Genomic DNA, 26,736 nt, shown 5'->3' on the forward strand with positions numbered 1-26,736 from the left:
TTGAGAGGAATTCTATGATCACGAATGTAGGACAGCAGATTTTGACTGAATTGAAATCTGAACAAGCAATGGACGTAGCAGATAAAAAATTGTGGTTTGTCTTTAAGGATGTTGGCAGTATTCCACATTTTCTTTGGCACTTCGTAAAGGCGTTTTCGACAGCAATTTTTGTTTATCCCACTGCCATTTTGGTGCTTAGCGTCGCGCTACTGGATGAACAAGGTATGCAATTGTTATTGTCTCAACCATTGTCTGAAATCATCCAAATTAAGCGCGAACTGATTCAGTTCTCATTTCTTTTGATAAGTTTATATCTTGGTTATTTTACTTTTCAATATTGGCGGAACTACGTCAACATCAAGCAACAATATCAGTCAGATAATGAAAACTTCTATCATGATCAAAAGCTCCAAATTGAACTGATTGAAGAAGTGTTATACCGCCATAAACTGATCGACAGAAAGGACACATAAGATGAGTGATGGATACAAAGGACTGAGCGTGTCGGCAGTCAAAGATTTGGTACAAAATCCCGACAAGACACTCACCGCAAAAGCCAAGCCCTACAGTGGATCGGGTTACGTGTTGAACATCATCGATGATCAACAGACGTTTATTGTCGCGTCTTACCGAAGCAACATGAAAGTGTATAAACGCGCTGATGCTCTACTCAATGACGCGAAAGATATGGGATTTGAGTCGGTCACGTTCGAACTGTAACTTCTTAGAGCGCATCATCTAAGGTGCGCCCGTTTTCCCCTGTTGTATCGAGCACTGGTAAAGTTTTGGCAAAACTTACCACTGGTTGCGCGATACTTTACCACCACTATATCTAGTGTCGTATCAGCTGCCGCGGCATACTACATATTGTGGTTAAAGCGTTTTCACCCAAAACCCCTAAAAACCTATGTTATCATTACCAACACGGCTAAAATCCGTTGTGTGTGTTTTTTGGAAGAATCAAAGGAAAAACACATATGTTCAAGTCAAAAGCCAAGGCAAGAAGTTTAACCCCTCCCCAAGTTAAAAAGCTGATGATTCGATGTCAGCTAATGCATAATTCGCAACAAAAACGCTTAGTTCTAGCGCTCTCTTTTTCGACGATGCGCGTCTCAGAAATCGCTCAAATTAAAGTCGCTGATGTAGTCACTCCAACGGGAGAAATAAAAACCGAAATTCATTTAAGAGCGGCTATGTGTAAAAGGCGAAAACCGCGCACAATCTGGCTCAGCAAAATGGCTAAGCAAATCACTCAAGAATGGCTCGACTATCGGCTATTACATAATCTTGCCACGACATTCGATTCCGCATACCAACAGATGAACCCTGATAATAACTTGGTGTTAAGTAACAGGGGGCGAAGCTATTCGATGAAGCGAAAGTCCAGAACGAATCAATTTGGCGAGCAAGTTGATTACTTGGCGTGTGATGCTTTGGAGTTGATGATCCGAAATGTCTATCAGCGTGTTGGTTTGAAGGGGTGCAGTTCTCACTCAGGCCGCAGAAGTGCAGCAACGATAATGAATCGGAAAGGAGTAGAGCTTAACGTTATACAGAGGGCTTTAGGGCATTCACAACCATCTATGACGCTTGAGTACATTGATATTTCTGCCGAGCAACTTTCTAATGCTGCAATGCTGGCTTTGTAGCCAGAATATGTATATGATTTTGTGCCATATTCCCGTTTTGGGAAAATAAATATTGACTATTAATTATTCGTTTCCCACAATGGGAAATATAGCAAAGGGGATTCAATGCGAGTTTTATCAAGAGCGACTTTGCGCCAGTTTTGGGAGCAGCCGCAGTACGCTGACTCTCAACAGCCATTGACCGCATGGTATGACGAAGCCAAACACGCAAACTGGCAGACGCCACAGGATATAAAAGCGTTATACCGGAATGCGTCTTTCGTCGGTAACAATCGCGTAGTGTTTAATATTCACGGTAACAAATACCGTTTGATCACCGCGATTAATTACAAATTTTCAATGGTTTATGTGCGTTTTGTCGGAACTCATGCCGAGTATGACAAAGTTGACGCATCCACTGTTTAAAGGGGCTGATATGCAAATCAAACCAATCAAAACCGAAGCCGATAACCGCGCCGCATTAGCGCGTATCGAGCAGCTTTGGGACGCAGAACCAAACACACCGGAGGGTGACGAACTTGAAGTGCTTGCCACATTGGTTGAAGCCTTTGAAGAAGCGCACTATCCGATTGATGTACCTGACCCGATTGAAGCTATCCGTTTTCGTATGGAGCAACAAGGGTTAGAAGATAAAGATCTTGTGCCGTTTCTTGGTCAGCGCAGCCGTGTCACTGAGATCATGAATCGCCAGCGACGCTTATCTATATCTATGATCCGCAAGCTAAATGAAGGGCTTAGAATCCCCTTGGATTGCCTTGTGAAAGAATACCAATTGGTTAAGTAGGGTAAATCTAAGTGTCTGGAATATCCAAACGTCTAACGTTTCAAGTTTCGAAAAAGAAGTGGCGGATAAAAAACCGTTTTATTGGTTTTGCTATTCTTGCTGGTTTATCTGTGTTTTGTTTGTTTGCACCAAAGACAACGGAAAAACTCTTAAATGATGAAACCGAATAATTGGGGAAATTACATGGATTTCAAAGATTTTGTAGGCTATCAACGCGATAGTAAAAAAACAGAAGAACAGGCGCGTTTAGATGATGCAACAAAGGCGCTTAATAGTTGGTTAGCCAAAAATGAAGAAGTAAAAGTAGTGAATGTAGAGTCTATATATTCAAGCCAAGGTTCAATGATGGGTTCTACTGAACCTAGATTTAAACATTTGCGTGTTTGGTACAACATTGTTTAATGAGGGAAATTTTATGAAAAGCATCACCGATGAAATGCACAAACATCACACGATGTTTCAAGGTGCTGGCACATACATGCCAAGAGTGGGAACTAAGGTCGTACAGGTACAGCAAGATCTTAGCGAGTACCTAGCTTTAAAAGGTAAGAATGCAGCATACAAAGATTGGCTACATAAACTCAACCGAAATGACAAGTTACCTCGCGGCAAGTTCTTCAAAGGCAAGAAAGCTGGTAAGCCAATCATTCTAATTGATGAGTTTTGGCAATATAGCTCGAAAACGGAATCATAGGGGAAAGTGAAATGTTTGGATATATACCACCAATTCAGGAAAAAGAACCTAAGTGGGAAGAGACACGAACTCGCATTAATGAGGATTGCGTAAAGGTAAGCCGAGTTAATCTTAATGCGCTTACCTTTATTGACCCGAAAGGCGATTTTTCGAATATTGAAAACACGATGTTTATATGCAATGGACAATTACCGTTTGGCGAATGGTTGAAGAAGTTAAGTAAGAATGACACTGCCCCTCGCGGTGCATGTTCAAGCTATTTTGATAAAAACGTCCGTTTCAGACGCTAAGGGTAAATATGAACGAAACCGAAGCATACGCAGCAATTAGAAAATTCGTGGCTAGTGCTATTTTCTTACTAGTTTACATTTATGCGGTACAACATTCTCAAGACCTTCTAGTTCATTTGGTTTTGGGACTAGGGTTTATTGTTTGGCTAATCCAAGGTTTGAGGACTGTACTGATAAAACCACGTAGCGAAGAAAACTTACCAGAAAAATTATCTTTTTCGAAAGGTAAAGAATTGGATAACTAAATAAGTAGGGAATTTACATGCTTGGAACAACCCAAAAAGCGAGTTTAGCATTGGTTATGTTTCTTTTACCATTTATGACTTTAGCCAATCAGCCATTGATATTGAGTCATGACGGTTCAGATCTTAAAACGGTTCAATTAGGTAAATACGAACTATGTATTATTTCAGGTCTTTCATTTCTAACTAATAGCAGAACTACAGGCGTACCAGCCACTATTAAGCAAAATAAAGGATTATGGGAGTTGTCACTTGAACAGTATGTGACACCTTTTACTGTAGAAGTAAGATGCAACTAACACACGGGGAAAGTAGATGTTTTTTAGTAAACGAGAGCGCCTACTCAAAAGAGTAGAAAAGGCTATCAGAATGGGGGCGTCGAAGTCACAAGAATATGTAATTCGTAGGAATCATGGCCGACAGCTTTGTTTGCAAAACTTATTAAACAAGTAACGCGGGGAAAATGATGCTAGATGAAAACTCACTATTCTTTGCCGTTTTCATTGGGTTGCTAGGCTTCTTCTGCTCTCAAATGTGGCAACGTTATTTGAGCATGAAGCAGCACAATGAAGTTGGTAAAGCTGTACGCTCTTTAAGAGAAAAAGGGTTCATCGTTACACTGGATCGCTTAGACGGATTCGACACTGATACTCAAACTGAAATGGAACGAGTGAGATCTGTTGGCTATACGGTTCTCGATAAGAACGGCAAGCCTATTGAAGCAAAAATCTCATAACGGGGGAATAACTGAGCCAAGTAACGACAACTTCGTTCACAAGTTATATGCCTGAACATTGAACTGCATGGTTAAACTACAAGTACAATTTTCAGGTTCATTGTGAATGAGTGGCTTCTAAAAATTCTCTGAAAATTGACTTGCAAGGTTTGCCTGTACAATTCCATCATAAAATCTCTGAGTTTGAATTTTGAACAATTGATATATCGCTTGGTGATTAAACGAAACATGAATAAAAGCAACTTAAAAACAAATACGGGTCATAGATTCATAAGTCTTGGTCCCACTGCATTCAAAGTACACATTCATACACCCGATGACCAAGTGTTGCATCGTAGCATTGGATTTCTAAAAGTGGGCGAAAAAAGAGGGTTGAAAAAGGCTATCAAGCTTAGAAATGAGCTGGGTTCACAATTGTGGGGTAAGCACTGGAAGCGCATATTGCATGAGCCTGAGATTTTCACGCGCTTACCTCATTCGCTCGAGCCGAAAATTATAAATAAGCCAAGGCCAACAATTATCGATCCTGACAATGTAGACACTTGTTACCTAGCGGCTTGGAGAGAGTACGACAAAAAAGGTAACCCAACATACAAGAGCGTAGTATGTTCCATCAACAAACACGGTAAACTCGCAGCTTACAACAAAACGAAACGAGCTTTGCTTGCTGCTTACAAGGACGACATAGAAATTCTACTTTTTATGGGTCGAGTTAACACGCTTAGGTTTGATTAATGTTACAAAACTAGTCGAAAATAGATCAGGATTTATTAGGGGATTAAAGAGAGCTATGCTGACAAGGCAACATGATATTTGGCGGTATAAGGAAGAAGCCTTCACAATCAACAATCCTTTTCTCGCCTCTATGATTGGAATAGTTGGTAGTTTTGGGTTGGATGAAAATGGGTTTGATTATGAATCTAAAGAAGGCAATCTATTTCATGTAAGAGGTTTCAACGCCAGTAAAGATTGCGGTTACGTTATTTTAAGTTATTTTGCTCAAAAGCTTTTTAATATTGAACGCCTACCATTTTGTACAGATAGAGTCGTAGATAAGAGTATATTTTACGGTTTGGATAATACTAGGCCGCTTGTAAAGGCACTCCAACTACTGTCCAACGAACAAATAGCAGACATACTCAGAGAGTGTGAAGGGTTGTATGAACATACACAACAAAAGCTTAGGGAACAGGGGTTAAATAAGGTTAGACTCGTTAGAAATATTTCAATTGAGTCCGAGAATCATAATTTGGACAACAGATATCAAAAAACACTTTTTCGCTATATTGAAGCGGCTAAGTTTCTTGGTTTGACTGAAGTTCAAATAGAAATGGATACGCTCAATTCGTTCACTAATTCAGATGGAGAATACCGCTATTTATCTGACATTGTGCTTTCACTGGATGTAGATGCCAGAGATGTCTTTTACTGCTCAGCTCTTATTGATAGCCCTCACCAAAATAATATAGTTGAGAGTAATGAATGGGTAGTCGTTAACCGGGCTTGCAACGGATTAGTTACTATCCCATTGCAGAGCATAGAGATAATGGAACGTAACTTTAAACGCGATACTAAGCTTGATGAAACAGGGGCGCGGGCGATAGTTGAAAGATATACGCCTTTATCATTGCGTCACGGTTTCCTTAAGGAAGCTAATTATGGAAATTTTGGTCTAAAACCTACGTTAAAAAGACGCTTCGCAAAGTGGTTATACTATCTCTGACAACAATCAGAATATGAATACTAAAGCTGATAGTTTGAAAATAAGAAAGCCCCATTAAAGGCTTTCTATCCCATTCTTCGATTAAAATGAGAAGGATATTTTTCTCCCTGCCCATCAACGATAAATGCACAGTGAACATCTACAGCTACTCCCGTATTTTGGGGGCTGGAAAATCCACCCTAGATAATTTGTTAATCTGGAAATCGTATAGACTGGGGTGGCTTTTGTCCCTAGTGCCAACGATTCGAACAACCAACGGGCGTTAGTCTCTTCTGGAGAGTTGCAGCGTTATTGCCGACTTTTCAGAGCGGAATAATTAATTTAATCCTGGTATATGACCTATCGAAATCACCCGGGAACCTTGCTTAATATGGTTTTCCAGTATAATGGAGAGTCGGAAATAAAGAGTAGGATAAATGAGCAGTAGAACTAAACTTTCGCCATTTGGAGCTGCATTACGAAAACTTAGAATTGATGCCGATGAAACCCAACAGCAACTAGCAAAATCCCTTCACTATGCGAGTACGTTCATTTGTGGAGTTGAAATTGGTACGAAGAAAATACCGGATTCTTTAATAACTCAAATTGAAGCGCATTATGAAAAAAAAGGTATCGAAGTTAAAGATAATTTAAGGGCTTTGGCAGCCGTCAGTAATGGAGAGGTGTCACTCCATGGGTTAAGCAGCGAACATAAGCTACTGACTAGCCAATTAGCATCCATGAAGCTCACTTCTGAACAATGTGCTTATCTAACGGAGAAGATTAAGGAACTCTGAATGCAAATACAAGATTGGACACCGCCGCCATGTCCGAAATGCGGAGCTGATGAAATGCTTCATATGTTGGTAAGCCACATCCCAACGACTAAAGCGTTTAGAACGCAAAATGGGTGGTACTGCGGTAAGTGCAATGCAGGAGCTTTTCAGTTGGGTAACTTCTCAGAATCAGATGCAGCTCAGTTGGCTGTATCGCTAGTAAACAGATAACGAGGGAAATTCCATGAATAAAAATGCGGTTTGGTTTGCTGTTTCTATCCTTGGTTCGGTGGGTGGTTTCTATGTGATTGCCCAAGATGCCAGTTTAGGTGCAAACATCAGTGCAGGAATCGCAATATTTTTCGGAGGTTGGTCAGCTTGCTATCGCTCTGGAAAATATCTAGGTGCAATTAAAGATTAACGGGGAAATTATGGACTTACCAGACTGGACGCCTCCACCATGCCCCAAGTGTGGGGCTGATGAAATGTATCACAGGTTAGTGAGCCACGTTCCTTCATCAAAAGCATTTAGAACTCAAAATGGATGGTACTGTGCGAAGTGTAATGCAGGAGCTTTTCAGTTGGGTAACTTCTCAGAATCAGATGCAGCTCAGTTCGCTGTATCGTTAATAAACAGATAAGCAGGGAAACATAAAAGATGGCTAGTGATAATGTAACAAGAATCAATATATTGTGGACGACTGTTATTTCGAGACTCGCGTTTATCTTTGCGGCTCTATATTGCTTTACAGAAGGTTGGGATACCGCAGGTGGTTGGATGGTATTTGGTGCAATTGTATGTGGTTATTCTTGGGGAAATAAGAAAGACGGTGAAGACACAGGGTCTACTCTTGAGGAAAAAGAGAAGATCACTAAGTAGAGGGAAATCGATGAAAAACAGATTAATAGAGTTTTTGAATAAGAAGGAGCTAGCCAATATCTATATCAGTTTCTACTGGCTGGCTGCTATGACGTTTCTTTTCAAGATATTTGGTGGAACGTTTGACCAAGTAACAATTCTTGGAATTATTACACTAGGTTGTTATTCGGTTTTGCTTTACGCAAGAGCAAACTTGAAAAATTGCAAACCTAAACAAAGTTAGAGGGAAACGACGATGTTTATTTTTTCAGAGGACGTTGCTATTGCTTCAGGCATATTGCTGATTATCGCCTGTTCTCTACCGTTTCTACCAGTTATGGATAGTCGATTTAACAGTCTGTCATCAAGCCAAGTAAAAATAGTGAAAACGGTTTATGGTTTCGGTGTTCTATTACTACTTGGTCTGGTATTGCCTCACCTGCTGAACTACTTATTTGGATAACGAGGAAAGTGTGGCTAATTCTAACCAAAAACTAAAGTATTCGATGGGAATCGTTACTTCAATGACCGTGTTTGCAATTGCGGTTTCAGTATTGCTTTTGGGTGTAAATGGGATAGCGAAAATTATTGCCTTAGTGGCAGTGTTTGCAAGTGGTTTTGGCTGTGCTCACTCACTTAGTAGCATGATGAAAATAGAAATACCAAAAGAAGGGTAATTCGTGTCTAGCAAGGGAATAAAACTAATCGCTAAGTTCAACGCATTGCATCTAACAGCAATGCAATTAGACCACCAATGTTCTGCGGCAGATACTCTTGAGAATTTAGACGATGTTTCCCAAGAGATTATTGACGAAATAGACCGTGAAATATCAAAAATCGTCAAATCTTTACTAGCAAGAGCTGACAAGCTCGAAGTTGAATACAGCAAGCATGGCATCGAACTACCAAATCTTGTTGAAGAAAGCCAATCAATCAACTACTAGGGTAAATTACGCCCTGTTGCAGAACTGCAAGTTATGAAGAAAGATTACCAGCTCAGGGTTTGCTTAACGATTAAGACTCTGAGAGCTCAAATCAAAGGAATTAAGCATGTCCGGTAGTAAAGAAATCGCAGATCGCATAGCAAATCTAATGGATGATGGAGAACCTAACTTCAAGGAAGGTTTAACGCCAGTTTCAGAACAAGCAGTAAAGGCGTTCTATCAGGGTTTAGTTGCTATGTTACCAACAATCAAATATAGCGCATATGCTCAAGCAGGAATTGCGATAACCCCTTCGATGAAAGAGTTACTAATTCATCACTGCTCAAATGAACATAAATTCAATGATGTCTTGGGGCTTGTTTATGTTGTCTCTTATCGTGATATGAAGAAATCATCGATCTTGGATTTTTAGGGGGAATTTAACGATGTTAGTAACACAATCGCTACCGAACGGATTTGATCTAGAAAAAGCAAAGGCTTATCGCTTAAAAACTGCTGCTTTTCGTGATTGGCAACACAAGCTAAATCGCAATGACCAACTCCCTCGCGGCAAGATCTTCAAGGGTAAAAAAGCAGGTAAGCCAATTATTCTGATTGATGAGTGTTGGCAGTTTTTCTCGAAAACCGAGTCATAGAGGGAAATCATGGATGACGGTTATTCGCTGTTCAGATCTAGATGGGCAAGCCAATACATAAAACAAAATGTGTCTAAAGCGGAAATCAGATGTTTGGAGTAATACCGTTTATTCAGGAAAAAGCACCTAAGCTGGAAGAGACTCGAGTACGCATTAATGAGGATAGCTTTAAGGTTAGCCGAGTCAATCTGAATGCACCTGTCTTTTTCGATCCTAAAGGTGATTTTGAGCAAATGGAAGGAATCGTTTTCTATTCTACGGGTCAGCTATCTTTTGCTGAGTGGCTGAAGAAATTAAGCAAGAGCGATACTGCGCCACGCGGTGCTTGTTTCGATTATTTCGCTAAAAACGCTCGTTTCAGACGCTAGGAGTAAATCGTGAAGATTAAAGTATGGCCTTTCGGTCTGGTTCTCATGGGACTGTGGTTTCTAACAGAGGTAACTGTAAGTTATTTGATTATTGGAATAGTTATTAAGGTTGGTCACGGTTTCTTTCGAAATGAGGGTAACTCTGAGGGCAAATTGGAAACTCCAGGTGCAACTGATTTAATTTTAGATTTCTACCATGTCACTACTTGGCCTTGGTATGTACAGTTGGTTGGGATCAAAGAATCGTTGCAGCTGATTACCGGAGGACTTTTTTGTCTCTCAACAGCGTTCGGAATGTTGTACTACCTTGGGGCTTCTACAAACGTTCCCGAAAGTGTCACAAATAGTTATAAATCCATTGTAACGGAAAGAGACAACACTCTTCCTTTACATGTCAAAGCTGAAATCAATAGCCGAATCGATGATGGGTTCGAGTATTCGGACTTGATTTGGGCTAGAGATGAAGTGATTAGATCATGCGGAATAGCTAATGAACCAGTAAACGTCAGTACTCAACTATTAAGCACAGCAATGATGGGTATTTTTAGGATGTTTCCTATTTTCTCCGACACCTTGATGAGTGTAGGTAACACCATCGATCGTGCGAACTGTACTATCAATGAAACCACCCAAGACTAGAAGGAAAGATAAATCATGATCAAAACACTAATAGAGCGCGTTTTTTTACGAATAGGTTCAACTGGCTCTAGACAGTTCACGTTTGAAAATAATGGTGAAATCTGGATTTCACCGGAAGAAAGAAGAGACCATATTGAAAACTTTGGTCAGCCAAAACTAGTAGTGGGTAAAACTCGATTACACGATCGACAACTTGAGCAACAACGTAAGCTTGAAGAGGCTTTCGAACTTGTTCCTGAAGGCGTTGTTGTTGAATGGAGTATCACTGACGGAGTGGCCGAATTTCTAGTGAAAGAAAAACCCATTGGTTTTTCAAACCAACAGGTTCAAGAATTAGTCACCAATCTGAATGCAATTGCAAATGAAAGTGCAGTGTTCTCCAAGTAAAAAGCATCTAGCTTGTGCAAAAGTTATTGAATTACTCGGATTCATTGCCTTTGACAGAAGTTACGAACACGAGATAAAGAATGGATTTTAGTAACCAAGATAAGCAAAAAGAGTATATCGACTTTCGATTCAAGCAAGGTGTAGATGTGATGCCTACCTGCGTTATGACTACCAAAAGTGGTGAAGTACGGGCATTTACCGTGCCATTCTCTAACGACGATGAAAAGCGTAATTGCATCCTTGCCCTAAGAAGACTCGTTCAGAAACTGGAAGTTGTGACTTACACGTTTATTGCAACCGTCAAAATGGGTGCTTCAAATGGCATTAGGCCATCAGAACAACTTGATAACCGAGAGGGAGTCATGTTCAGCGTAAGAACTAGAAACTCGGTTGACCTGACAGTATGGATGGTAGAAAAATCCGAGGATGGTTCAAAAAGGCCAGTAAACCCGGCTAAAACTGGTGATGCTGGTGGAGAACTAAGTGATCTCTTTGATTCTGCTCCATACAACCGCCTCACTTACACGCAAAAGCGCAAGATAGATAAGGTAGTTAAGACGCTGCTGAAACCTCAAACGGTGCATTAACGTGATATCGGAAACATCGAATGAAAAACAATATAGCGGGATTACTTTTCGGGATTGGTCTATTAATGGGGTGCGTTCCCATTTTTATTGCGAGTTTGCTCGTGAAGAAAAATCTCTTCATTGAAGCAATTGATCGCATGAATAGCTTTTGGAAAGAGCTGGAAAAATAACCTCAATCGTAATGGGAAAAATGAGAAAACTTATAGGTTTAGTTTTGTTGATAGCTATTGCATTCGGTTCGTATCATAGATTAACTACGATGGAATGTAATAGTGGTGACGTGCTGTGCGCTAAAATGCACAGAAAATCGGGATAGGAAAATGAACATGAGCATAGAAATTGGTGAAACATCACTTAATTACAATCACTTAACCAAGGGCGACGTGTTTACTATTGGTTTATCTAAGCAAAAACATACAGTTGCTTACAAGCATTGGCAACGAAGCTCAGGGAGTGGTCACGGTTCAACGCCTGATACACTACTTATTGTGCTAAACAATGGAGGGGTGATTAATGTCGACTCGTGGAGAAAACTAAAACCTTTCACAGTGGTTGATAAAGTAAAACTATCCATTAGAACACCCAATATCTACGTAAAGGAAAATTAGGAAAAAAATGCATGTACGAAAATGGTCGGTTATTTAATATATTCGCACGAATGATGCTTGGTGTACTGGTTTGTATTGCTGGTGGCACGTATGGGTACTATACGAGCGATAGCATCCTGATGATTACATGTAGTGTTTTTGTGGTTTTAGTAGTGGGGATCGGTTTGTTCCAATACATAACATTTGTTCGTGAAATGAACCGCTCACTAAAGCAGGAATCATCATGGCAAGTATAGAGACTCTTGAAAAGGTGGTGGTTCGACAATTAAATGCTCAGTTCAATTATCAAGCGCGCTATGACGGATTGAAAATGTTTTTCGCTATTTCACTTTGCGTGGCGGTCTTTATTGCAACGGCGTGGTATTTGTTTTTCGGGCCAGCTTTTATGGATTTATGGCCTCCCATGCACCAGTTTATGGTTCTAAGTATCAACTCTATCCCAGCACCAGAGACCAACCATAAATTGTACGAAATATTGCTAGACCAAGGGTATGTTTCGGTAGTGCAGATGAAAGAACTATCAGATATGGCAGCTTTGGAAGTCGATAAACTTCTCAGTTCGCAACAATAACGGTAAATACAAATAACTAAGCAGATTTTATGGTAAAGCTTGTCTCGATACTTATCTTGACTATCAGGGGGGGTGTTTAATACTCCAAAGTGTTTGATATGTCTTGATCGTGGGATTCCTTATAATAATAGGATGAGGCACACGAGTCTTGGTTAGATTATTCAGGTAATGGAAAGGAAAGGAAGTAAACAGTGGGTAACAACAATAAAACAATACGAAAAATTAGGTTAGAAATTTTAATTGCACTATCGTATCTATCGCTTACTGTCGGTTTGGTAATGAAGTCCCAATTTTCGTTTCCGGCAAACATCGAAGATTTGGTTGCACCACCAATTTTGAACACCCTCTTAAACTTTGCTTTAGTGACGTTAGTACCTCAAAGCTTCCAACAGTGGTGGAATAATATCGTTCCTCAATACTCAATTTTATCAACGTGTCTAATTATAGTTGGTACCACTGTCATGCTGTCCCTAGTGTTAATACGATTAAGCCTTGAACCTAGAAAGATCCGTCTTGAGGTTATAGGCATATTGTTGCTAGCAATATCGGCGTTTTTAAGTCTTTATTGTTATGTGAAATTTTGGGGATGGGTAGGCATCAATTCGAATCTACTTAGTTGGAGCATGCTTCTGATGCTAATACCTTGGTTGGCAATTTCTGTTTTATGTGTGGCGTACATTTTCACAAAAATCGGTTTTTTTGAGAAAGAAAAGTTTGACTCGTTTCTTGCCTATATTAGGTAGAAGTTCATGTTGAGCGGCAACATACGTTATTAAGTCTGTAATAGTATTGGACAATTTAAAGGTATACAGAATGAGAGATTTCCTAATAAATTTTTGTGTTATGGTCGGTTCCGGTCTAGGCATGCTAATTCTTGGAGGGGCAATTTGCTTTGGCTTAGGGTGGGTCATTAGCATTTTGGGTTTGAGCACCCTCATTGATGCTGGTGCGGTTGCTTCAGCTTCTCAATACTGGGAGTACGTTCAGCGAGTAACTTTGCTAATATTGCTTCCTCCTATCTATATCGGCGTATTTCGTATGCTTCCAATCTCTGAACAAGTAGAATTAAAGGAAGCGGCTAAGGTCACTGGTATTGCTTTGGTGTACACAGGAGCATGGTTAGGGAAAGTTCTCTTTTTCGCTATCGGTGTATACATATTCGCTACAGTTTTTAAGTGAAACCTGTAGACCATCATACTGATCCGAGCCAACTCAATAATTCACTGGCTTATTTCCAACCTTTCAAACGTTCGATTTTTTTGGTATTTTTAAAATACTGTCGGACTAAGTCACCGCGAGCCTTGCCAACGCTCAACGACCATTCAATTTTTTTACAGTATTCACATCTTTCTTTGGAGTGCTGTGAGGCAAGCACATCACTCCGATACATTTGTGAGTATTGTAAATGTCAAAATCAACGCTCGATTCCACAGAAGTAATTGTTTATCCAAGCGAGTTTGGATTATTTAAACAGTTTATTGAAAACTTATGTCATAGGATTTGCTACTTTTACCGTGATCAAAAATATCCCAGTGCATTCAAGCGGAACGATGCAGGAGCCCGGGCTTTTGGTTACAAATCTCATTCAGACCTGATAGCGAGGTGCAAAGGAGCTACGAAGCCGGAAGAAACTAGTACTTTTCACGTATATGCACTTTGGCGAGATAGAATTTCCAATAAAAAACTTGCTTCAGAGTTACAGCATTGCTTTAAAAACCTATCACCAGATCAGATTTGCCATTCTTTTGAAAACGCCCCGCCTAAACAAACAGAATTTAAAGTAGTTGATGGGACGCCTATCTGCCAATTCAGTCCATTAGATCCCGATATAAGCAACGAGCAGAGAACTCAAGAAGAGTTGGATACTTGGTGGAATACACCTTTCGTATTGAACACCTACGACGGACAAAGAAATCGATATACTTTGTACGTCTTAAACGGCGGTGCTTGGGACCGCGCTACAGGGCAGGCATGGTGCGACAATTTAGAGGATGCTTTAAAAGCTGCTCGAGATCTCAAGAACAGTAATACACAGTATCGTGATTATGGTGAGCCGGAAGCTGCTATAACGTTAATAAAAATACCTGGAAGTGTAGATGAACATGAAGCAGTAAAACTGATACTCAGTGAATCGCAAAAGCTCCTGATGTATGCCGGTAAAGTAAAGAATGTGCTTGAGTATGTATCGGTTCAATTTGTAGAGCAGAAGGATATTGATTTACGCTATGTTTGTACATTGCTGAATGAGACGTCAATAGATGGTATGTATCTCGGTACTTCCGATACTTATTTTCCGTTCAATGGTGCTGATATAGGTATGGACGGTCATATTGTCTTTGAAGTTGATGACCACTATCTTGCTCAGTTCATCGCTCTAGGCAAAACAGCAGCAATAAAGCGACATTTTGATTCATCGCTGCCAAAGAGCCCGGAGGATTTTGAAAACTGGGTTCTTGGAGAGGGTAGGACAGCAACGGATATTTATTTTGATTTAGCTGGACCCAACACTATGAAAAATAATCTTCAAGTCGTAGCTTATACATTAGATGGTCTCGACTACTACACAATGAAAATGTAGATTGAATATTCTAAGGACAAACCGGTGATATCGAAATGTAATTTACTGAAACGTCTGCTATGAGGGCGGTGACTCACTAGGTTTTGGCCACAAATTTAGTAGCACCTACAAGCAACATTAATTTGGGGAATTTTGAATGGAAAATCGATCAGTACTTAAATCTGAACAAAGCTGTAGTTTAGTAAAAGTTGAGCAATGTGATATTTACGGCAATGTCATTTCGACCTCTTTCTTGGTGATAGATGAAAATGGTCAAGAAAAACCATATTCATCTCTGGCAGCGGCTAATTCTGCTTATGCAAACCGTGTCTATGAGGCTGAACAGCGTTTGGGTTATAGCTCCCCAAGTATGGGAATGTAGAAAGGTGGCATTTATGACTGTACCGCTATGGGAAATAACGCAAAAGTTGCACCAAGCTGGTGAGCAAGCGATTAAATTCTCCGTGCACAAGTTCGATCCCTACAATCAAGGGCGAGAAACAACGCTAGTTGAAGCTGTCCGCTGCTTAACTTTTCAATCACGTTTTGCTGGCTCTCACTCGTTTGTTGATAGTAAGACCAAAGAGCCAATGAACTTACAAATTGACATTGAATCTCTAACAGACGTACCAATGCTAGGTAAATTTCTGTCAGTATATATCTCAGACGGGACAGAAAAATTCCTATCTCAATTTGTCGTAACTGAGAGCAAATCACATTACTTCTTTTTAGATTTTGGCCTCGCAAAAGCTAAAGCAAGAAGTGTCGAGGTTTAAGCAGATAATCGTAATATGAATAAAGTCAAAACACCGCTATCCCCGAACTTTACGTACAGTCTTATGGAAATATTCCGTAAATTGAACAAGTCTCACAAGCGTAAATTGTTCCTATCAACGTTACATTCTTCAGATGTCAAATCGATAATGGTGTGCTATTCAAACTTTGTAGAGCTACCACACCTTAAATCGCACATAGAGTCTCTAATGTGGCGTGGATTACCCCATAATCATGTTATTGAAAAAATGCGCTCATATGGGTTACCCGAACGATATCAAAGAGCCGTGATCAAGAAAGCGAGTTGTTGTGTAGCTAATAAATCCGCAGGCTATGGTTTAGTTCTCCCACTATTTACAATCGACAGTTGTATTAAACCTCAATCGCCATATCGGTTAATTGACGTGTCAAAGGTTGAAAAGTTTGCTCATGGCGATTTATCGTCAATCGATAGTCATTTAAAAGCACTCCTTGGAACGAGCTTTCGCCAGTACGACATAGAACGATTAAGATTAATCTATGCAAGGCTAACGCGACGCAAAACACTACTTAACATAGGGAACCCCAAACTAATTTCTAAGAGTCAGTTCCATTGGCATTTGTCGAGTGGTAACAATGCAATAAATCGAAACAAAGGGTTCTCACCATCAGGATTATCCAATTTTGGTTTCTTGAGTTTAGCTGACGCACTAGATTGGCTAAATTCTATATCAAGAGAACTGGTATGGCGTGATGGATATACATTCAAAGTTAGAGGACTTAAAGGCTCTTTCGCGGTGACTAATAAAAGAAGGGAGCTCCCAAGCGATCATGTCAATATAAGTAAGCATCATAGACACTTTCCAGCAATCTCCCCAGAAATGCGAGCAAGGCTAGTTGCAAAGGCTGCTTAAGTGGCGATAAAGGCAATTGTCTTATACGGCACAATGCTGGACAATTGCTGACTAGAAACAACCGGACATTTACAGCCGTATAGTAACAGACTTAACATTTTATTTTCGGTAAGTCTTTCCAGTTGGTTAGGTAAGCAGGTGAGAGGTGTTTACGTAACATCCCTGATTCATTTTCAACCTTCAGAGCTCCGAGCGTGATCATTCGGGAACCAAAGCGGCGATTTAGGCCATCTACAGTACTCATGAGTTTTGGAGCGGCTGGTGGGGCAAATAGGTCTCCTTGCTGATGCTTTGTTTGCTCAAGCCCTAATAGCCTGCAACCGATCTTGTAATAATCAACATGCTCTCTATATAGCTCTCCCATGGAGTCAGAAAGACCTTTTAGGAAAACTCTCGTGTCATCGGAAGGATATTCAAATAGCAAGTTGGCACTGAATGACTTTGGAGAAGTTTCAAACCGGCTTGATTGGGCAAAGACAATCATTTGCCGAGCCGTCAAACCCTGGGCTCGCAATTTTTCTGTAGCTATAGAGATTCTTTCACTCAATGACTGGTGCAAAGACGCTTCTGAAGTAGCTCTCACGGTAAGGCTGATAGAGGACGAGATTTCCTTTCTACCTTCAATTGTTGGGAATGAGTTGAAATCATAAACAACTTCATTATTGAGCTCACGTACCGTTCTCTCGAGAGTGATTCCGAACCAGTCATTAGCTTTTGAAGTGGATACTCTACTAAGATCCAGTGCAGTGTTTATTCCATTACGCTTGAGAAAAAGTGTTTTGGATCTACCCACATTCCAAACTTCAGAAACCGGAACCGAGCTTAAAAGTTGATTTCTGGATTCCTCATTAATCACACAAATCCCACGGTAGCCCGAAACATTTTTCCCAATGTAGCTCGCACATTTCGATAGAGTAAATGTTGTAGAAATTCCAGCCCCGATAGGAAGTCGAGTGTGATCCCAAACAGTTCTACGTAATTGCCGAGCCACAGCAAGTTGGTCTTCATATGAATTTAGAAATTCTGGTAATTGGCAGAACACTTCATCAATCGAATACTGCTCAATACGAGTAAGAAGGTTTTCGCTACGTATACATTCAACTAAGCGCTTCGACATTGAATCATAGAGCTGATAGTTGCTACTGAAAAGAGTGCACCGGCCTGTATCAAAGAAATGGCGTTGTTCGACGACCGACTTGAACTTCTTCACGCCTAATCGCTTTGCAGCGCGATTGCAAGCAACAATGACGCCATCGCCATTTGAGGCAACAGCGACCGCAGAATTATTAATTCGTAAATCAGGCCGAAATACGACTTCACAATTTGCATACATGCTGTGGACGTCTAGCAAACCAACAATCATCTGTAATTCAACGGTCTTAAGCAGCGCAGAGATTGCGAAATTACGGCTTCTACTACTACCATTTCGTTAAGTGGAATGGGGGGTTCATTGTCACTTCGCAGGCAATGATGATTAACATCGAAAACCCTTACAATGAACTCACCATCTACCAAAGCCACAATCACATCACCATGAGTAGCGGTAAGAGCTCGATTAGCGACCAGTAAATCGTTATTAAAAATGCCACGGCTCCGTAGCCCGTCCCCGTTAGCTACACAAAAAAAAGTCGCGTGTTTCTTTTCTCCTACGACTAATTCGTGCAAGTCTAGTTCACTCAGGGATGCATATTCGTTTGCTGGCGATTCAAATTTACTGACAATAGGCATAATTATAGCACTGTTTATATATACAGTATTAATTATGGTTTCAATAAACCAGCACGTCAATATGGGTTCAAACCATTAAAAGTCAACTGCGTAATTTACGACCAACCTAAAAGCGGGGGAGACCGTTAATAAGTAGGATTGGTTGTATAGAGAGGGATTTGAGTCTGATGGTAGTTGCGCGGGAAGACTAGTTAGGCATTTGCAGTAGATGAAGGCGCCCCAGTTATATCCAAGAACACATTAAATAAGTCCTTTCCGAGTGTTGCAATTGCGTGGTGTAAATTAATGGGTTCTTCTCTATCTTTTCGGTTTATATTGTCGCTCGTGGAAAAGTTATGTAGTCGTGAGCTAAATCCCGCATCATTTTTAATAACTCTAGCGATCGCATCAATATCGAATGTCTCATTCTGCAGAAGGCTATAAACCTCTGCGTATGTTTTCTCAAGAGGTTTAACTGTAACAAATGAAAGCACTTCAGGCTTAGATAAGTAATAACCTTGGAAAAAATCAAATCCAAATTTGAGGCAATGAGTCATAACCGATTCAGACTCCACTTTCTCGGCAAGAAGCTTGAGGTTAGGGAATTGGTGTTTTAACTGTTCTAGGATACGAATAACATCTGAACTGAATACATCGAAGTTAAGAACATCAATTTTTACGATATACACGTATGGCAGGATTTGAGACCATAATTCATATTGCTCAATATTGAAGTCATCAAGTGCAATCCTGTAACCTAGTGTGTGCAGTTCTGTTAAAGAGGAAGTTAGTGCTGTGTCGGGTTTAGCGCTTTCTAAAATTTCAATTACTACTTTGTGAGCCGGGAGTAATTTAGGGTACTGGTCAAGGATAGTTCGTTGATCAAAATTTACGAAATAATCGGCCCCGTGTTCTTCTTGCTGGTGCAATCCATATAGCAGTTGGTGAGAAATGATTGACGCTGTAGCATCACGCGAACTCACATGACTAGGGAAGCAATTTTTATCAGAATCTCGATAAAGCATCTCAAAACCAACAGCTTGCAACGATCGGTCGAAAATTGGTTGTTTGCCAACGTATGTCATATCGTGTAAATTCATCGCACCCATTACCGTGTGATTGTCTAATATATCAGAACGAATCCCATGATTTTCACATAAAACGGTTCTCTGCACAATATTTGTCCTGTGAATTCGTAGTCAGCGACAATGCTCTCAATACCTCTTAAAAAGTGTGATACGCTCTGATTAACTGTAACGCTTGGTTACAAATTAATACTGAAAAGTACATTAGCAAGGGGTAATATATGCAAAAACAAAGTTTTGCAAAAATTCGTATTGAAGCTTTTACACAGGATTCAAATTGCAGAAATTATATTTGTAATTTTGAATCCAACGAAAACTTGTTTGTATTCATAGTTTCTGAAAGTTCAAAAACAAAATGGGTAAAAGAATGGTGCGTATGTTCATATGCTCCAGATTCTTTCACTCATGAACTTGTTAGAGGTTGGGAAGATACTAAAAGAAAAGAATTAGGCTCTTTCGAATCCTCAAACTTTCATAGAACTGAGGTTTTGAGAATCGTTGAAGAAGTTGTTCCTTTGGGTAAACGAAGAGATGCGATTTTGAAAATTACAAATAGTGAAGTTTTAGAGATTAATGGTCAATCTGCGAGTATGGGATTACTTACATTTTTGATACAAGATATTAAGCCTGTAGATATTCCACAAAGTGCAATCAAACTATAAATTAATTAGCCAACTGTAATAAGTTGGCTAATTAACTCAAGTAAATACAATTAGATAAAAAACTTGTAACTATTGGTTGTTAAAGTTGTCGTATTTTTGAGAAAATCGTGTGATATCCCATATTTGGCCTACAAGTCATACTAAATTGATTTAGTATAGGTAAGTAGAAAAGGGAAATTTTGAGATATTCTTGCAAAGAACTAACAAAAATTATCAAATTGTTTCTGATAATTATGTGATTCATTCTGATATGTTGCATAATCACATAAAGAATGAAAGTAACCAGTGAGACAATAAGAGCTCACTCAATGCTTAGAGATGTAGCTAAGCATTTAGAGATATGACAACTTCATAGAAGAAGTAAGAGTCATACGAGGATAAGAAGGTAAACAATGCTTAATTCTGTTGATACAAAAACAACAAGTCGCGTTGATAATTCTGAAGAGAAAAAGAAGCCACTTACTAAGTCAGAACAAAATAGACTTAAGTGGTACGATTACTTTGTTAATTTAGCTGAAGAAAAAGGCGGCGAAGTCGTTTCGGATAAGTACGAACGTATGCATGCCAAGATGACGTTCAAATGTGAGCATGGACATGTATTTAGTGCGAAGTGTCATGATGTCCATCAAAAGGGCTCTTGGTGTCCAACTTGCGCTGGCAATAAGCGACTGACAGCTGAAGATTGTCAAGCTGCTGCTGAGAAGCGTAATGGAGAGTTCTTATCAAAAGATTATCTTGGTTTAGATTTAGACCATACATGGTGTTGCTCTGAAGGTCATGTTTTCAATCACACGCCTTTAAACGTCATGCACAATGATTCTTGGTGCCCGATTTGTACCAAGGCAGAAAATAAGAAAGCTTACAGATTAAAAAAGTATGAAGAAGTAAAACAACTGGCTGCCGATCATGGTGGTTTAGTCGTAAGTAAGCTTTATATCACTTCTCGATTACCAATGAGTTTCCAGTGTGCGAAAGGCCATTCATTTACAAAAACAGCAGCTAAAGTACGCTCTGGAGAATGGTGTCCGATGTGTAAGGTTGAAGAACTAGATTCTAACGATAGTTACGAAGATGAATAGCGGATTTAAAGTACAACCGTGAAATTAATTTTGCTAAAACACTTTTATGCCAGTCTTTGACTGGCTTTTTTTTAAGATAAACTACAAGAAAGTTATTCATAATGCTATATTTTTGATTATTGATGTAATCAATGAACCGCCGAAAGGCTTTTTAACAAGGAGTAATCTATGTATTTACCTCAATACAATGATGATACGGCTACACATTTTGAAGTGAGCCGGTTAAAACATCTCTATCCCGATCGCTTTTCATCCTTACCGTATTCTCTGAATACTTGGCGTGAGGAAGTGAGTCGTCACTATATCCTGGGTGAACCTAATGACGTAGATACCATAACTGCAGAGTTTTTAATTGCAGCGGTAGATAAGTTAAAGGAGCTTATTAAAGACGGATATATTTGCAAAACTGCACTTAGTTTTGGCAAGGATTCTAGTGTTTTGTGTCTAATTTTGCTTTTGGCATTGATGGAACTGAAACAAGAAGGATTTAAGCCCAAACACCGTGCAATAGTAACACACGGCTCTACGCTGGTGGAAATTCCGACGGTCGATACGCATGCAAAGGAAAATTGGAACCAATTGACCAAATTTGCGTTGCTTTATGATTTAGAAGTCGATTTCGTTTTAGCAAAACCGAGTTTTACTAGTTCTTGGATAGGTAGGGTTGTCACTGGTAGGGGACTACCGACGACAGTCGCTTCGAATGTACGACAATGTACAAACGATCTAAAAATTAATCCTATGGGGAGAGCAGTAAAGCGTTACTTCAAAAATAAAGGGATCGACTCAAAAAATGAGAAGATCTTATTATTATTGGGGTCTCGCGACTCTGAAAGTAAGATTCGTAAGAGTAGTATTGCTAAACACGGTGGTCAGGAAGATCCATTAGCTGTCACTAAACTTGATAGTGGCGAGAGCGTGAGTTATTTAATCAAAAACTTTAGCACAGGTATGGTATGGGAAGTATTGCAATTTGCTGGTTTGGATGAAGGAAAAATTCTTCCATCTTACAAATTGTCTTATGACGATACGGTCAGAATTTATGCTGATTCGAGTGGGGAGTGCGTGTTATTCGATACCTCTGAAAAAAGCAAGCAAACTCAACAACCTTGTGGCGCAAGGCATGGTTGTGTAACTTGCTTAGCGGTGGGCAACGAAGACAAAGCGATGCGTAATTTCCTGGCGAATGAGGAATATGCATACATGCGCCCTTTGAACCGTATTAGAGAATTCCTAGCGAAAACTCATTGGGATTGGGGGCAGCGCTCCTTGGTCAACCGTAGTATTGACCCGTGGGGGTTCTGTAAGGTTCAGGAGGATCTGTATTCTTTTGAGAAGTGTAAAAGGCTTTTTTGGGCTCTGGTATCATGTGACGCAATGGAAGAAGATCGCGCTTACGAGCATAGTAAGCGGTATTTCAGTGATGATAGTGATATGGAGAGAAGTGAATACAATCGAAGAATGTGTGAGCCGCAATTTAAGTTCGTCACATTCAAAGATGCCGTTTTGGTCGATTTTCTATGGGCTTTTCATTCGTTCGCGGATGAACCTAATACAGCACTCAATATCTGGTATAAGGTTTATGAACAAGGCCGCTACGAAACATTAGCGGAAGTTGACGATATGCCGTTTGTACCGAGAACTCCGCAGCCAGAGGCAAGGTATTTATACGTAGGGGAATCTTGGTCAAGCAAACTTGATGTCAATTTAATGGGAATCAGAGATCCTATTTTGGAGGTATTTGCAGACGAATGTCCGGGTGTGGGCTTGGAAGCTAGGTTGAGAACTAACAAGGTAACCAAGCAACGTGAGACTTTCTTTTCTATGGAAGTTAACGAAGGACAGGAGTTAGATATTAGTGAGGAAGCGTTGGAAATACTGGAGTCAGATTTAAAGTACTATGCACATAGGACAGGGTACGGACCATCAGACGCTAGTATCAGAATGCTTAGAGATGGGTCAATTCAGATAGCACGTGGCAAACAGTCGAGCTATCAGAATATGATGGAACGAGCACAGTTTTTTCAATATCTGGGTATCAATTCTCATACAACTCTCGCTGACATCGAAGCACGTAGTGACCTCAAGCTTTTCACTAAGGAGCAACATCAACAATTCACGCGCTTTATTCCGAGCAAGAAGGCGGCTATTGAGCGTGATTTTGAGATGAACGAAGGTAACTTAGAACACGGGAAAGCAACAAGTGTGAAAGTGGTTAAGCCATTACAGAAATCTGAATTTCAAATGGGCTTCAGCTTTGAATCTGAGTTTACTCAGGAAAGTAATGCACCAGTGAAAAACACTAAACCCCAAAAGACAGATGTAATAGAAACGCTGTTTATCGATGCATCTCCGGTGCAATCTGAGAAGCAAGTTTTAATTGAGCAGATGACATTTTGGTGAGAAAAGCCCCCGTACGTACGGGGGCTTTTAATTTAAGTGAACAATGAAAAAATTGCCGAAGCGTTTAAAGCGGTCATTAATCTTGGTCATTCGATTTTAGGTCAAAAGTTAGAATCCAGATCTTCTCTGGGTATTGGTTTAGAAGTAATCAAAACTCGAACAACTGCAACAATGAGTTGAGCGCTACAGGTACACTTTATTGCCAGTATTTAGTAACAGATTCAAAGGGAATTTAATTGACGTTACTTAAAAAACGCATATATATAGACATGCTAGGAAGTAACTACGACACGCGGCTCCTTCTCCATACGAGGCCACTCCGTTGGTGGACAGTGAGAAGAAGTCTCTTTTTATTTTTTTTTCGGTTTTTTTTTCGATTTTTTTTTCGATTGCCCGGGCTTATCAAGGAGGTAGAGGGGTGGATCCACAATATTAAAAGTCGTGCGGTGAGGCTGGGGGAGAGCTGAACTAGAGATTTGCATCCCTGTCTATATATATGCAAGGGTGCAGGCCTATCAAAAAATAAGGGTGGAAAATATAGGCAGAAATAAGATAATGAATCACACGCTTTTACGCTGTCTGATTTAAAAAGGATAGGTAACGCTCTGGGAAATGTGACGTACATCGCTATGACGTCAATTGATCGCTTGATCTATGACCACATTGTCAGAACCAAAAGTAGGATTTACTAAGCATGGGGAACATCGTATGAATTTGACTTACTTTAAAATGCGGATTTGGAAGGTAATTAACTGCACCACTGGAAAGCATTGGGATAAAAATGGAACAGCAAATTTCTGTGGCGCTTGCGGAAAACAAATCAATCCAGACGCATATTCCGATTACCTTGTGACTCTTCAAGATGGAACCGAGAAAACCGTTACTGCCGTAAGTCCAACTCATGCTCAGTCTCTGGTTATATACGGAGACAAATTATCGTTTGATTGTAGCACTGGCAAACCAATTGGTGATCGCGTCGTCCACACTGACAATGTTAAATCAGTTAAAAAAATCTAATAGGAAACATGAACAATGGAAGATAAAAATAAGTTATCTGCTTTTTTGGTTAAGCTTGCCTCATTAATGGATACATACGAAGTAGCATTTGACTACACAAACCAAGATGATGGCATTCACTTCATTTGTGGAACAGAGGAAGTTGCAATCATGTCTCCCAAAAGCTCTGACCTGATTCAAGAAGCAATGATTTTATCAAGTAACATCGGCAATAATGCAAATTAGATATAAGCCAAATGAAACTCTAAGTAGGTAGACTTATGGATAAAAGATTGAACACAAATAGACATATTATCTGGGCAAAATTACCAAAACGCTCCGAAGAAGAAGCGTTAGAAAGACTAGACAAGTGGGCGGCGGATGAATTCCGTAAAGACCCCTCTTTTAATTTGGTAAACATAGAAACAAAGTGTAGCGATGATACGTTTCTATTCTACCGAGTCTGGTATACCACAATGTCATAAACACCTATGGTAGGAATAATGTGCCAGGTTTAACAGCGTATCCAAACAATAACCCAAACCTTCACTAAAGATTCTGGTAGCGACCGAACACGAAAAGAGAGGCTAACATTGAACAAAGACAATAAATTGGTGTTTACCTCGACGTTGTTTGAATTTCTACAGCGATTGAGCTGCACTGAGGGCTTCGAGTCGGATGATGAGTTTGAAGAGTTGTCTATCGCTGACAAAAAATTACTCGAAGCTTACGAGAATATCTATCGTATGCAGACTGACTACCAAGCTGGGACAATGAGCTACCAACTTAATGACTGGTTAGCACTGAAGTTCCTCCTGCCCGCTAACCAGCATGAATACTTGTTGTTATTGTCAGAGCTGATTTGTTACCCAAAGAACTATACGGCATCACTGCTTAACGAAGTTTTGTCGTGCCTAGATTGCGACTTAGGCGAAATTAAAGCGATTCATGAACAATTCAAACGAATTTCTAAACCTATTGGCGGCAACTGCAAGCTAGAATTGGATAGCAGCTCAACATTAAATCAATTCAATATATTTATGCTGCAGTACGTCGAACTAATGCTTTTTCGGGATTTGGCTACGTATCTTAATTATCATCGGCCACAATTACCTCCAACAGAAATTGCAATCAAACATAAGGCTTGGCAAAAACTAAAAACCAGGATGGTAACTCGTGAAGAACTGCAGCAATTACCTTTAGAAATATCTAGTATGTGGCAGCGGTCGATTCAGCCGAAAAGTTATCGATTTTCTATTGGAACAAACGAATTTGTACCACCAAACCAACTAAATCAGTGGACATGGGATGCTTTAATCTGCATAGAAACGTGCTTGAGTGTTGCAAAAACAGTCTCTATTAACGATTTTTATATATTAACCAGTCGCCCATGGTTTAAATCAGACAAGCTTGCTGAGAACCGTCAATTCAAACAAACAGTTTTAAAAACCTGTTTTGCCAAGTTAGAACCAGTATCAAATGAAAATAGTCACTTAATGGTATCAGCTATAAAGATACTGCTAACTACAGGGATCCACCTGCCTGACAAATTTTTACATAATTTGACTGAGTGCGTATCGACCGAAGATGCAGGGGAATTAGCGGTTATCTTGAGGAACCACCAGCTTCTAGGGACGATTAATGCTGAAGTGACTATAGTCCTGATTTCTAAACTTTATACCAGGTACCCAGACAACGTGGTGATCATGGCCATAATCGGTTTACACAGTTTAATAAGCGGAGAAATTGAGACGGGGCAGAACCAGATTAAATATTCAGTAATTTGCTTGAGAAACCCAGGACTCGTAGAAGACTCGATTTCCAACGCAATCGTCAACACCTCTAGTCACATTAAAACTCTCGTAAAATCCGAATTAAAATGGCTATTTAAGCGTGGATAGAAATAGAAAATGAGCGTTCTAACCTTCTAACCATGGAATCACAGGTAAATTCCGCACAGACCATTCCTAATCTGCTCGGTAATTACGGCATAACACCAAAATAAACCGACAATTACAAAACATAATAAAAACAATGACTTATGTTGACATTAACCCATTTTGATTCCATGATTAGTTCTACAGCATAGGTGGAATTCGGTGACACCTG

Annotated in this window: 42 protein-coding genes; 39 read left to right on the top strand and 3 right to left on the bottom strand. The window is 39.9% G+C overall.

The genetic code is table 11. The annotated features are described in order from the left end of the window. The first annotated feature begins 14 nt into the window (after window positions 1–14). The 33 genes from HUO09_RS17145 (at window position 15) to HUO09_RS17305 (ending at window position 16,695) form a co-directional block, all read left to right on the top strand. Entirely contained in the window at window positions 15–473 is a 459-nt protein-coding gene (locus HUO09_RS17145; protein ID WP_188234735.1) for a hypothetical protein, read from the top strand. A 1-nt stretch (window position 474) separates the two neighbouring features. Next, window positions 475–720, top strand: coding sequence for a hypothetical protein (locus tag HUO09_RS17150; RefSeq protein WP_188234736.1), 246 nt, complete (start codon window positions 475–477; stop codon window positions 718–720). Between the two features lie 257 nt (window positions 721–977). Then, window positions 978–1,649, top strand: a complete 672-nt coding sequence (locus HUO09_RS17155) for a site-specific integrase (RefSeq protein ID WP_188234737.1) — start codon at window positions 978–980, stop codon at window positions 1,647–1,649. A gap of 105 nt (window positions 1,650–1,754) precedes the next feature. Continuing rightward, window positions 1,755–2,054: a type II toxin-antitoxin system HigB family toxin gene (locus HUO09_RS17160; protein WP_188234738.1), complete on the top strand. Its 300-nt coding sequence runs from the start codon at window positions 1,755–1,757 to the stop codon at window positions 2,052–2,054. 10 nt (window positions 2,055–2,064) lie between these two features. Beyond that, window positions 2,065–2,433 carry a type II toxin-antitoxin system HigA family antitoxin gene (locus HUO09_RS17165; protein WP_188234739.1) on the top strand — a complete coding sequence of 123 codons (369 nt, stop codon included), beginning with the start codon at window positions 2,065–2,067 and terminating at the stop codon, window positions 2,431–2,433. A gap of 183 nt (window positions 2,434–2,616) precedes the next feature. After that, window positions 2,617–2,835, top strand: a complete 219-nt coding sequence (locus HUO09_RS17170; protein WP_188234740.1) for a hypothetical protein — start codon at window positions 2,617–2,619, stop codon at window positions 2,833–2,835. 13 nt (window positions 2,836–2,848) lie between these two features. Next, window positions 2,849–3,127, top strand: a complete 279-nt coding sequence (locus tag HUO09_RS17175) for a hypothetical protein (protein WP_188234741.1) — start codon at window positions 2,849–2,851, stop codon at window positions 3,125–3,127. An 11-nt stretch (window positions 3,128–3,138) separates the two neighbouring features. Beyond that, window positions 3,139–3,417, top strand: coding sequence for a hypothetical protein (locus HUO09_RS17180; protein WP_188234742.1), 279 nt, complete (start codon window positions 3,139–3,141; stop codon window positions 3,415–3,417). An 8-nt stretch (window positions 3,418–3,425) separates the two neighbouring features. Next, on the top strand, window positions 3,426–3,662 hold the full coding sequence (locus tag HUO09_RS17185) for a hypothetical protein (protein ID WP_188234743.1): 237 nt from the start codon (window positions 3,426–3,428) through the stop codon (window positions 3,660–3,662). Window positions 3,663–3,679: 17 nt separating this feature from the next. After that, window positions 3,680–3,958: a hypothetical protein gene (locus HUO09_RS17190; RefSeq protein ID WP_188234744.1), complete on the top strand. Its 279-nt coding sequence runs from the start codon at window positions 3,680–3,682 to the stop codon at window positions 3,956–3,958. A 164-nt stretch (window positions 3,959–4,122) separates the two neighbouring features. Further along, window positions 4,123–4,395 (top strand): hypothetical protein, encoded by a 273-nt coding sequence (locus HUO09_RS17195; protein WP_188234745.1) that lies wholly within the window; start codon window positions 4,123–4,125, stop codon window positions 4,393–4,395. A gap of 228 nt (window positions 4,396–4,623) precedes the next feature. Beyond that, complete coding sequence (locus tag HUO09_RS17200; RefSeq protein ID WP_188234746.1) at window positions 4,624–5,130, top strand: Fe3+-citrate ABC transporter substrate-binding protein; 507 nt, start codon at window positions 4,624–4,626, stop codon at window positions 5,128–5,130. Between the two features lie 55 nt (window positions 5,131–5,185). Beyond that, entirely contained in the window at window positions 5,186–6,118 is a 933-nt protein-coding gene (locus HUO09_RS17205; protein WP_188234747.1) for a hypothetical protein, read from the top strand. Window positions 6,119–6,534: 416 nt separating this feature from the next. Then, window positions 6,535–6,894: a helix-turn-helix domain-containing protein gene (locus tag HUO09_RS17210; protein WP_188234748.1), complete on the top strand. Its 360-nt coding sequence runs from the start codon at window positions 6,535–6,537 to the stop codon at window positions 6,892–6,894. Then, complete coding sequence (locus HUO09_RS17215; protein WP_188234749.1) at window positions 6,895–7,104, top strand: hypothetical protein; 210 nt, start codon at window positions 6,895–6,897, stop codon at window positions 7,102–7,104. A gap of 13 nt (window positions 7,105–7,117) precedes the next feature. Continuing rightward, a complete protein-coding gene (locus HUO09_RS17220; RefSeq protein WP_188234750.1) occupies window positions 7,118–7,294 on the top strand; it encodes a hypothetical protein in 177 nt (58 codons plus the stop codon). Between the two features lie 237 nt (window positions 7,295–7,531). Continuing rightward, window positions 7,532–7,753, top strand: a complete 222-nt coding sequence (locus tag HUO09_RS17225; RefSeq protein WP_188234751.1) for a hypothetical protein — start codon at window positions 7,532–7,534, stop codon at window positions 7,751–7,753. Between the two features lie 235 nt (window positions 7,754–7,988). Continuing rightward, window positions 7,989–8,195, top strand: a complete 207-nt coding sequence (locus HUO09_RS17230; RefSeq protein ID WP_188234752.1) for a hypothetical protein — start codon at window positions 7,989–7,991, stop codon at window positions 8,193–8,195. A gap of 10 nt (window positions 8,196–8,205) precedes the next feature. After that, window positions 8,206–8,409, top strand: a complete 204-nt coding sequence (locus tag HUO09_RS17235) for a hypothetical protein (protein ID WP_188234753.1) — start codon at window positions 8,206–8,208, stop codon at window positions 8,407–8,409. A 3-nt stretch (window positions 8,410–8,412) separates the two neighbouring features. Then, complete coding sequence (locus tag HUO09_RS17240) at window positions 8,413–8,676, top strand: hypothetical protein (RefSeq protein ID WP_188234754.1); 264 nt, start codon at window positions 8,413–8,415, stop codon at window positions 8,674–8,676. Between the two features lie 106 nt (window positions 8,677–8,782). Beyond that, entirely contained in the window at window positions 8,783–9,088 is a 306-nt protein-coding gene (locus HUO09_RS17245; RefSeq protein ID WP_188234755.1) for a hypothetical protein, read from the top strand. Between the two features lie 13 nt (window positions 9,089–9,101). Then, window positions 9,102–9,311, top strand: a complete 210-nt coding sequence (locus HUO09_RS17250) for a hypothetical protein (protein WP_188234887.1) — start codon at window positions 9,102–9,104, stop codon at window positions 9,309–9,311. Window positions 9,312–9,400: 89 nt separating this feature from the next. Then, window positions 9,401–9,679: a hypothetical protein gene (locus HUO09_RS17255; RefSeq protein ID WP_188234756.1), complete on the top strand. Its 279-nt coding sequence runs from the start codon at window positions 9,401–9,403 to the stop codon at window positions 9,677–9,679. Window positions 9,680–9,688: 9 nt separating this feature from the next. Further along, window positions 9,689–10,318: a hypothetical protein gene (locus HUO09_RS17260; RefSeq protein ID WP_188234757.1), complete on the top strand. Its 630-nt coding sequence runs from the start codon at window positions 9,689–9,691 to the stop codon at window positions 10,316–10,318. 15 nt (window positions 10,319–10,333) lie between these two features. Further along, a complete protein-coding gene (locus HUO09_RS17265) occupies window positions 10,334–10,705 on the top strand; it encodes a hypothetical protein (RefSeq protein WP_188234758.1) in 372 nt (123 codons plus the stop codon). An 80-nt stretch (window positions 10,706–10,785) separates the two neighbouring features. Then, entirely contained in the window at window positions 10,786–11,292 is a 507-nt protein-coding gene (locus HUO09_RS17270; RefSeq protein WP_188234759.1) for a hypothetical protein, read from the top strand. A 326-nt stretch (window positions 11,293–11,618) separates the two neighbouring features. Next, a complete protein-coding gene (locus tag HUO09_RS17275; RefSeq protein ID WP_188234760.1) occupies window positions 11,619–11,900 on the top strand; it encodes a hypothetical protein in 282 nt (93 codons plus the stop codon). 223 nt (window positions 11,901–12,123) lie between these two features. Then, window positions 12,124–12,471, top strand: a complete 348-nt coding sequence (locus HUO09_RS17280) for a hypothetical protein (protein ID WP_188234761.1) — start codon at window positions 12,124–12,126, stop codon at window positions 12,469–12,471. An 813-nt stretch (window positions 12,472–13,284) separates the two neighbouring features. Further along, window positions 13,285–13,650: a hypothetical protein gene (locus HUO09_RS17285; protein WP_188234762.1), complete on the top strand. Its 366-nt coding sequence runs from the start codon at window positions 13,285–13,287 to the stop codon at window positions 13,648–13,650. A 226-nt stretch (window positions 13,651–13,876) separates the two neighbouring features. Continuing rightward, window positions 13,877–15,049, top strand: a complete 1,173-nt coding sequence (locus HUO09_RS17290) for a hypothetical protein (protein ID WP_188234763.1) — start codon at window positions 13,877–13,879, stop codon at window positions 15,047–15,049. Between the two features lie 136 nt (window positions 15,050–15,185). Further along, window positions 15,186–15,410 carry a hypothetical protein gene (locus HUO09_RS17295; RefSeq protein ID WP_188234764.1) on the top strand — a complete coding sequence of 75 codons (225 nt, stop codon included), beginning with the start codon at window positions 15,186–15,188 and terminating at the stop codon, window positions 15,408–15,410. Window positions 15,411–15,423: 13 nt separating this feature from the next. Then, a complete protein-coding gene (locus HUO09_RS17300; protein WP_188234765.1) occupies window positions 15,424–15,804 on the top strand; it encodes a hypothetical protein in 381 nt (126 codons plus the stop codon). Window positions 15,805–16,011: 207 nt separating this feature from the next. Beyond that, window positions 16,012–16,695 carry a hypothetical protein gene (locus tag HUO09_RS17305; protein WP_188234766.1) on the top strand — a complete coding sequence of 228 codons (684 nt, stop codon included), beginning with the start codon at window positions 16,012–16,014 and terminating at the stop codon, window positions 16,693–16,695. 91 nt (window positions 16,696–16,786) lie between these two features. On the opposite strand, the gene HUO09_RS17310 is transcribed toward HUO09_RS17305, so the two are convergent. From HUO09_RS17310 to HUO09_RS17315, 3 genes are all read right to left on the bottom strand, one after another. Beyond that, window positions 16,787–18,058, bottom strand: coding sequence for a DUF4113 domain-containing protein (locus HUO09_RS17310; RefSeq protein ID WP_188234767.1), 1,272 nt, complete (start codon window positions 18,056–18,058; stop codon window positions 16,787–16,789). Further along, complete coding sequence (locus HUO09_RS22615) at window positions 18,055–18,423, bottom strand: S24 family peptidase (protein ID WP_223159485.1); 369 nt, start codon at window positions 18,421–18,423, stop codon at window positions 18,055–18,057. Before HUO09_RS22615 ends, HUO09_RS17310 begins: the two co-directional genes overlap by 4 nt. A 191-nt stretch (window positions 18,424–18,614) precedes the next feature. Beyond that, the gene (locus HUO09_RS17315; RefSeq protein ID WP_188234768.1) at window positions 18,615–19,577 is read right to left on the bottom strand and encodes an EAL domain-containing protein; all 963 of its coding nucleotides are present in this window, start codon (window positions 19,575–19,577) and stop codon (window positions 18,615–18,617) included. 131 nt (window positions 19,578–19,708) lie between these two features. On the opposite strand from HUO09_RS17315, the gene HUO09_RS17320 reads away from it, so the two are divergent. The 6 genes from HUO09_RS17320 (at window position 19,709) to HUO09_RS17345 (ending at window position 26,528) form a co-directional block, all read left to right on the top strand. Then, window positions 19,709–20,149 carry a hypothetical protein gene (locus tag HUO09_RS17320; RefSeq protein ID WP_188234769.1) on the top strand — a complete coding sequence of 147 codons (441 nt, stop codon included), beginning with the start codon at window positions 19,709–19,711 and terminating at the stop codon, window positions 20,147–20,149. 392 nt (window positions 20,150–20,541) lie between these two features. Next, on the top strand, window positions 20,542–21,228 hold the full coding sequence (locus HUO09_RS17325) for a hypothetical protein (protein ID WP_188234770.1): 687 nt from the start codon (window positions 20,542–20,544) through the stop codon (window positions 21,226–21,228). A gap of 168 nt (window positions 21,229–21,396) precedes the next feature. Next, a complete protein-coding gene (locus tag HUO09_RS17330; protein ID WP_188234771.1) occupies window positions 21,397–23,631 on the top strand; it encodes a hypothetical protein in 2,235 nt (744 codons plus the stop codon). 708 nt (window positions 23,632–24,339) lie between these two features. Continuing rightward, window positions 24,340–24,648: a hypothetical protein gene (locus HUO09_RS17335; protein WP_188234772.1), complete on the top strand. Its 309-nt coding sequence runs from the start codon at window positions 24,340–24,342 to the stop codon at window positions 24,646–24,648. A gap of 15 nt (window positions 24,649–24,663) precedes the next feature. Beyond that, the gene (locus tag HUO09_RS17340; RefSeq protein WP_188234773.1) at window positions 24,664–24,873 is read left to right on the top strand and encodes a hypothetical protein; all 210 of its coding nucleotides are present in this window, start codon (window positions 24,664–24,666) and stop codon (window positions 24,871–24,873) included. 347 nt (window positions 24,874–25,220) lie between these two features. Then, complete coding sequence (locus HUO09_RS17345) at window positions 25,221–26,528, top strand: hypothetical protein (protein WP_188234774.1); 1,308 nt, start codon at window positions 25,221–25,223, stop codon at window positions 26,526–26,528. Window positions 26,529–26,736 lie beyond the last annotated feature (208 nt).

This window comes from Vibrio sp. Y2-5, assembly GCF_014596725.1.
Lineage (GTDB): Bacteria > Pseudomonadota > Gammaproteobacteria > Enterobacterales > Vibrionaceae > Vibrio.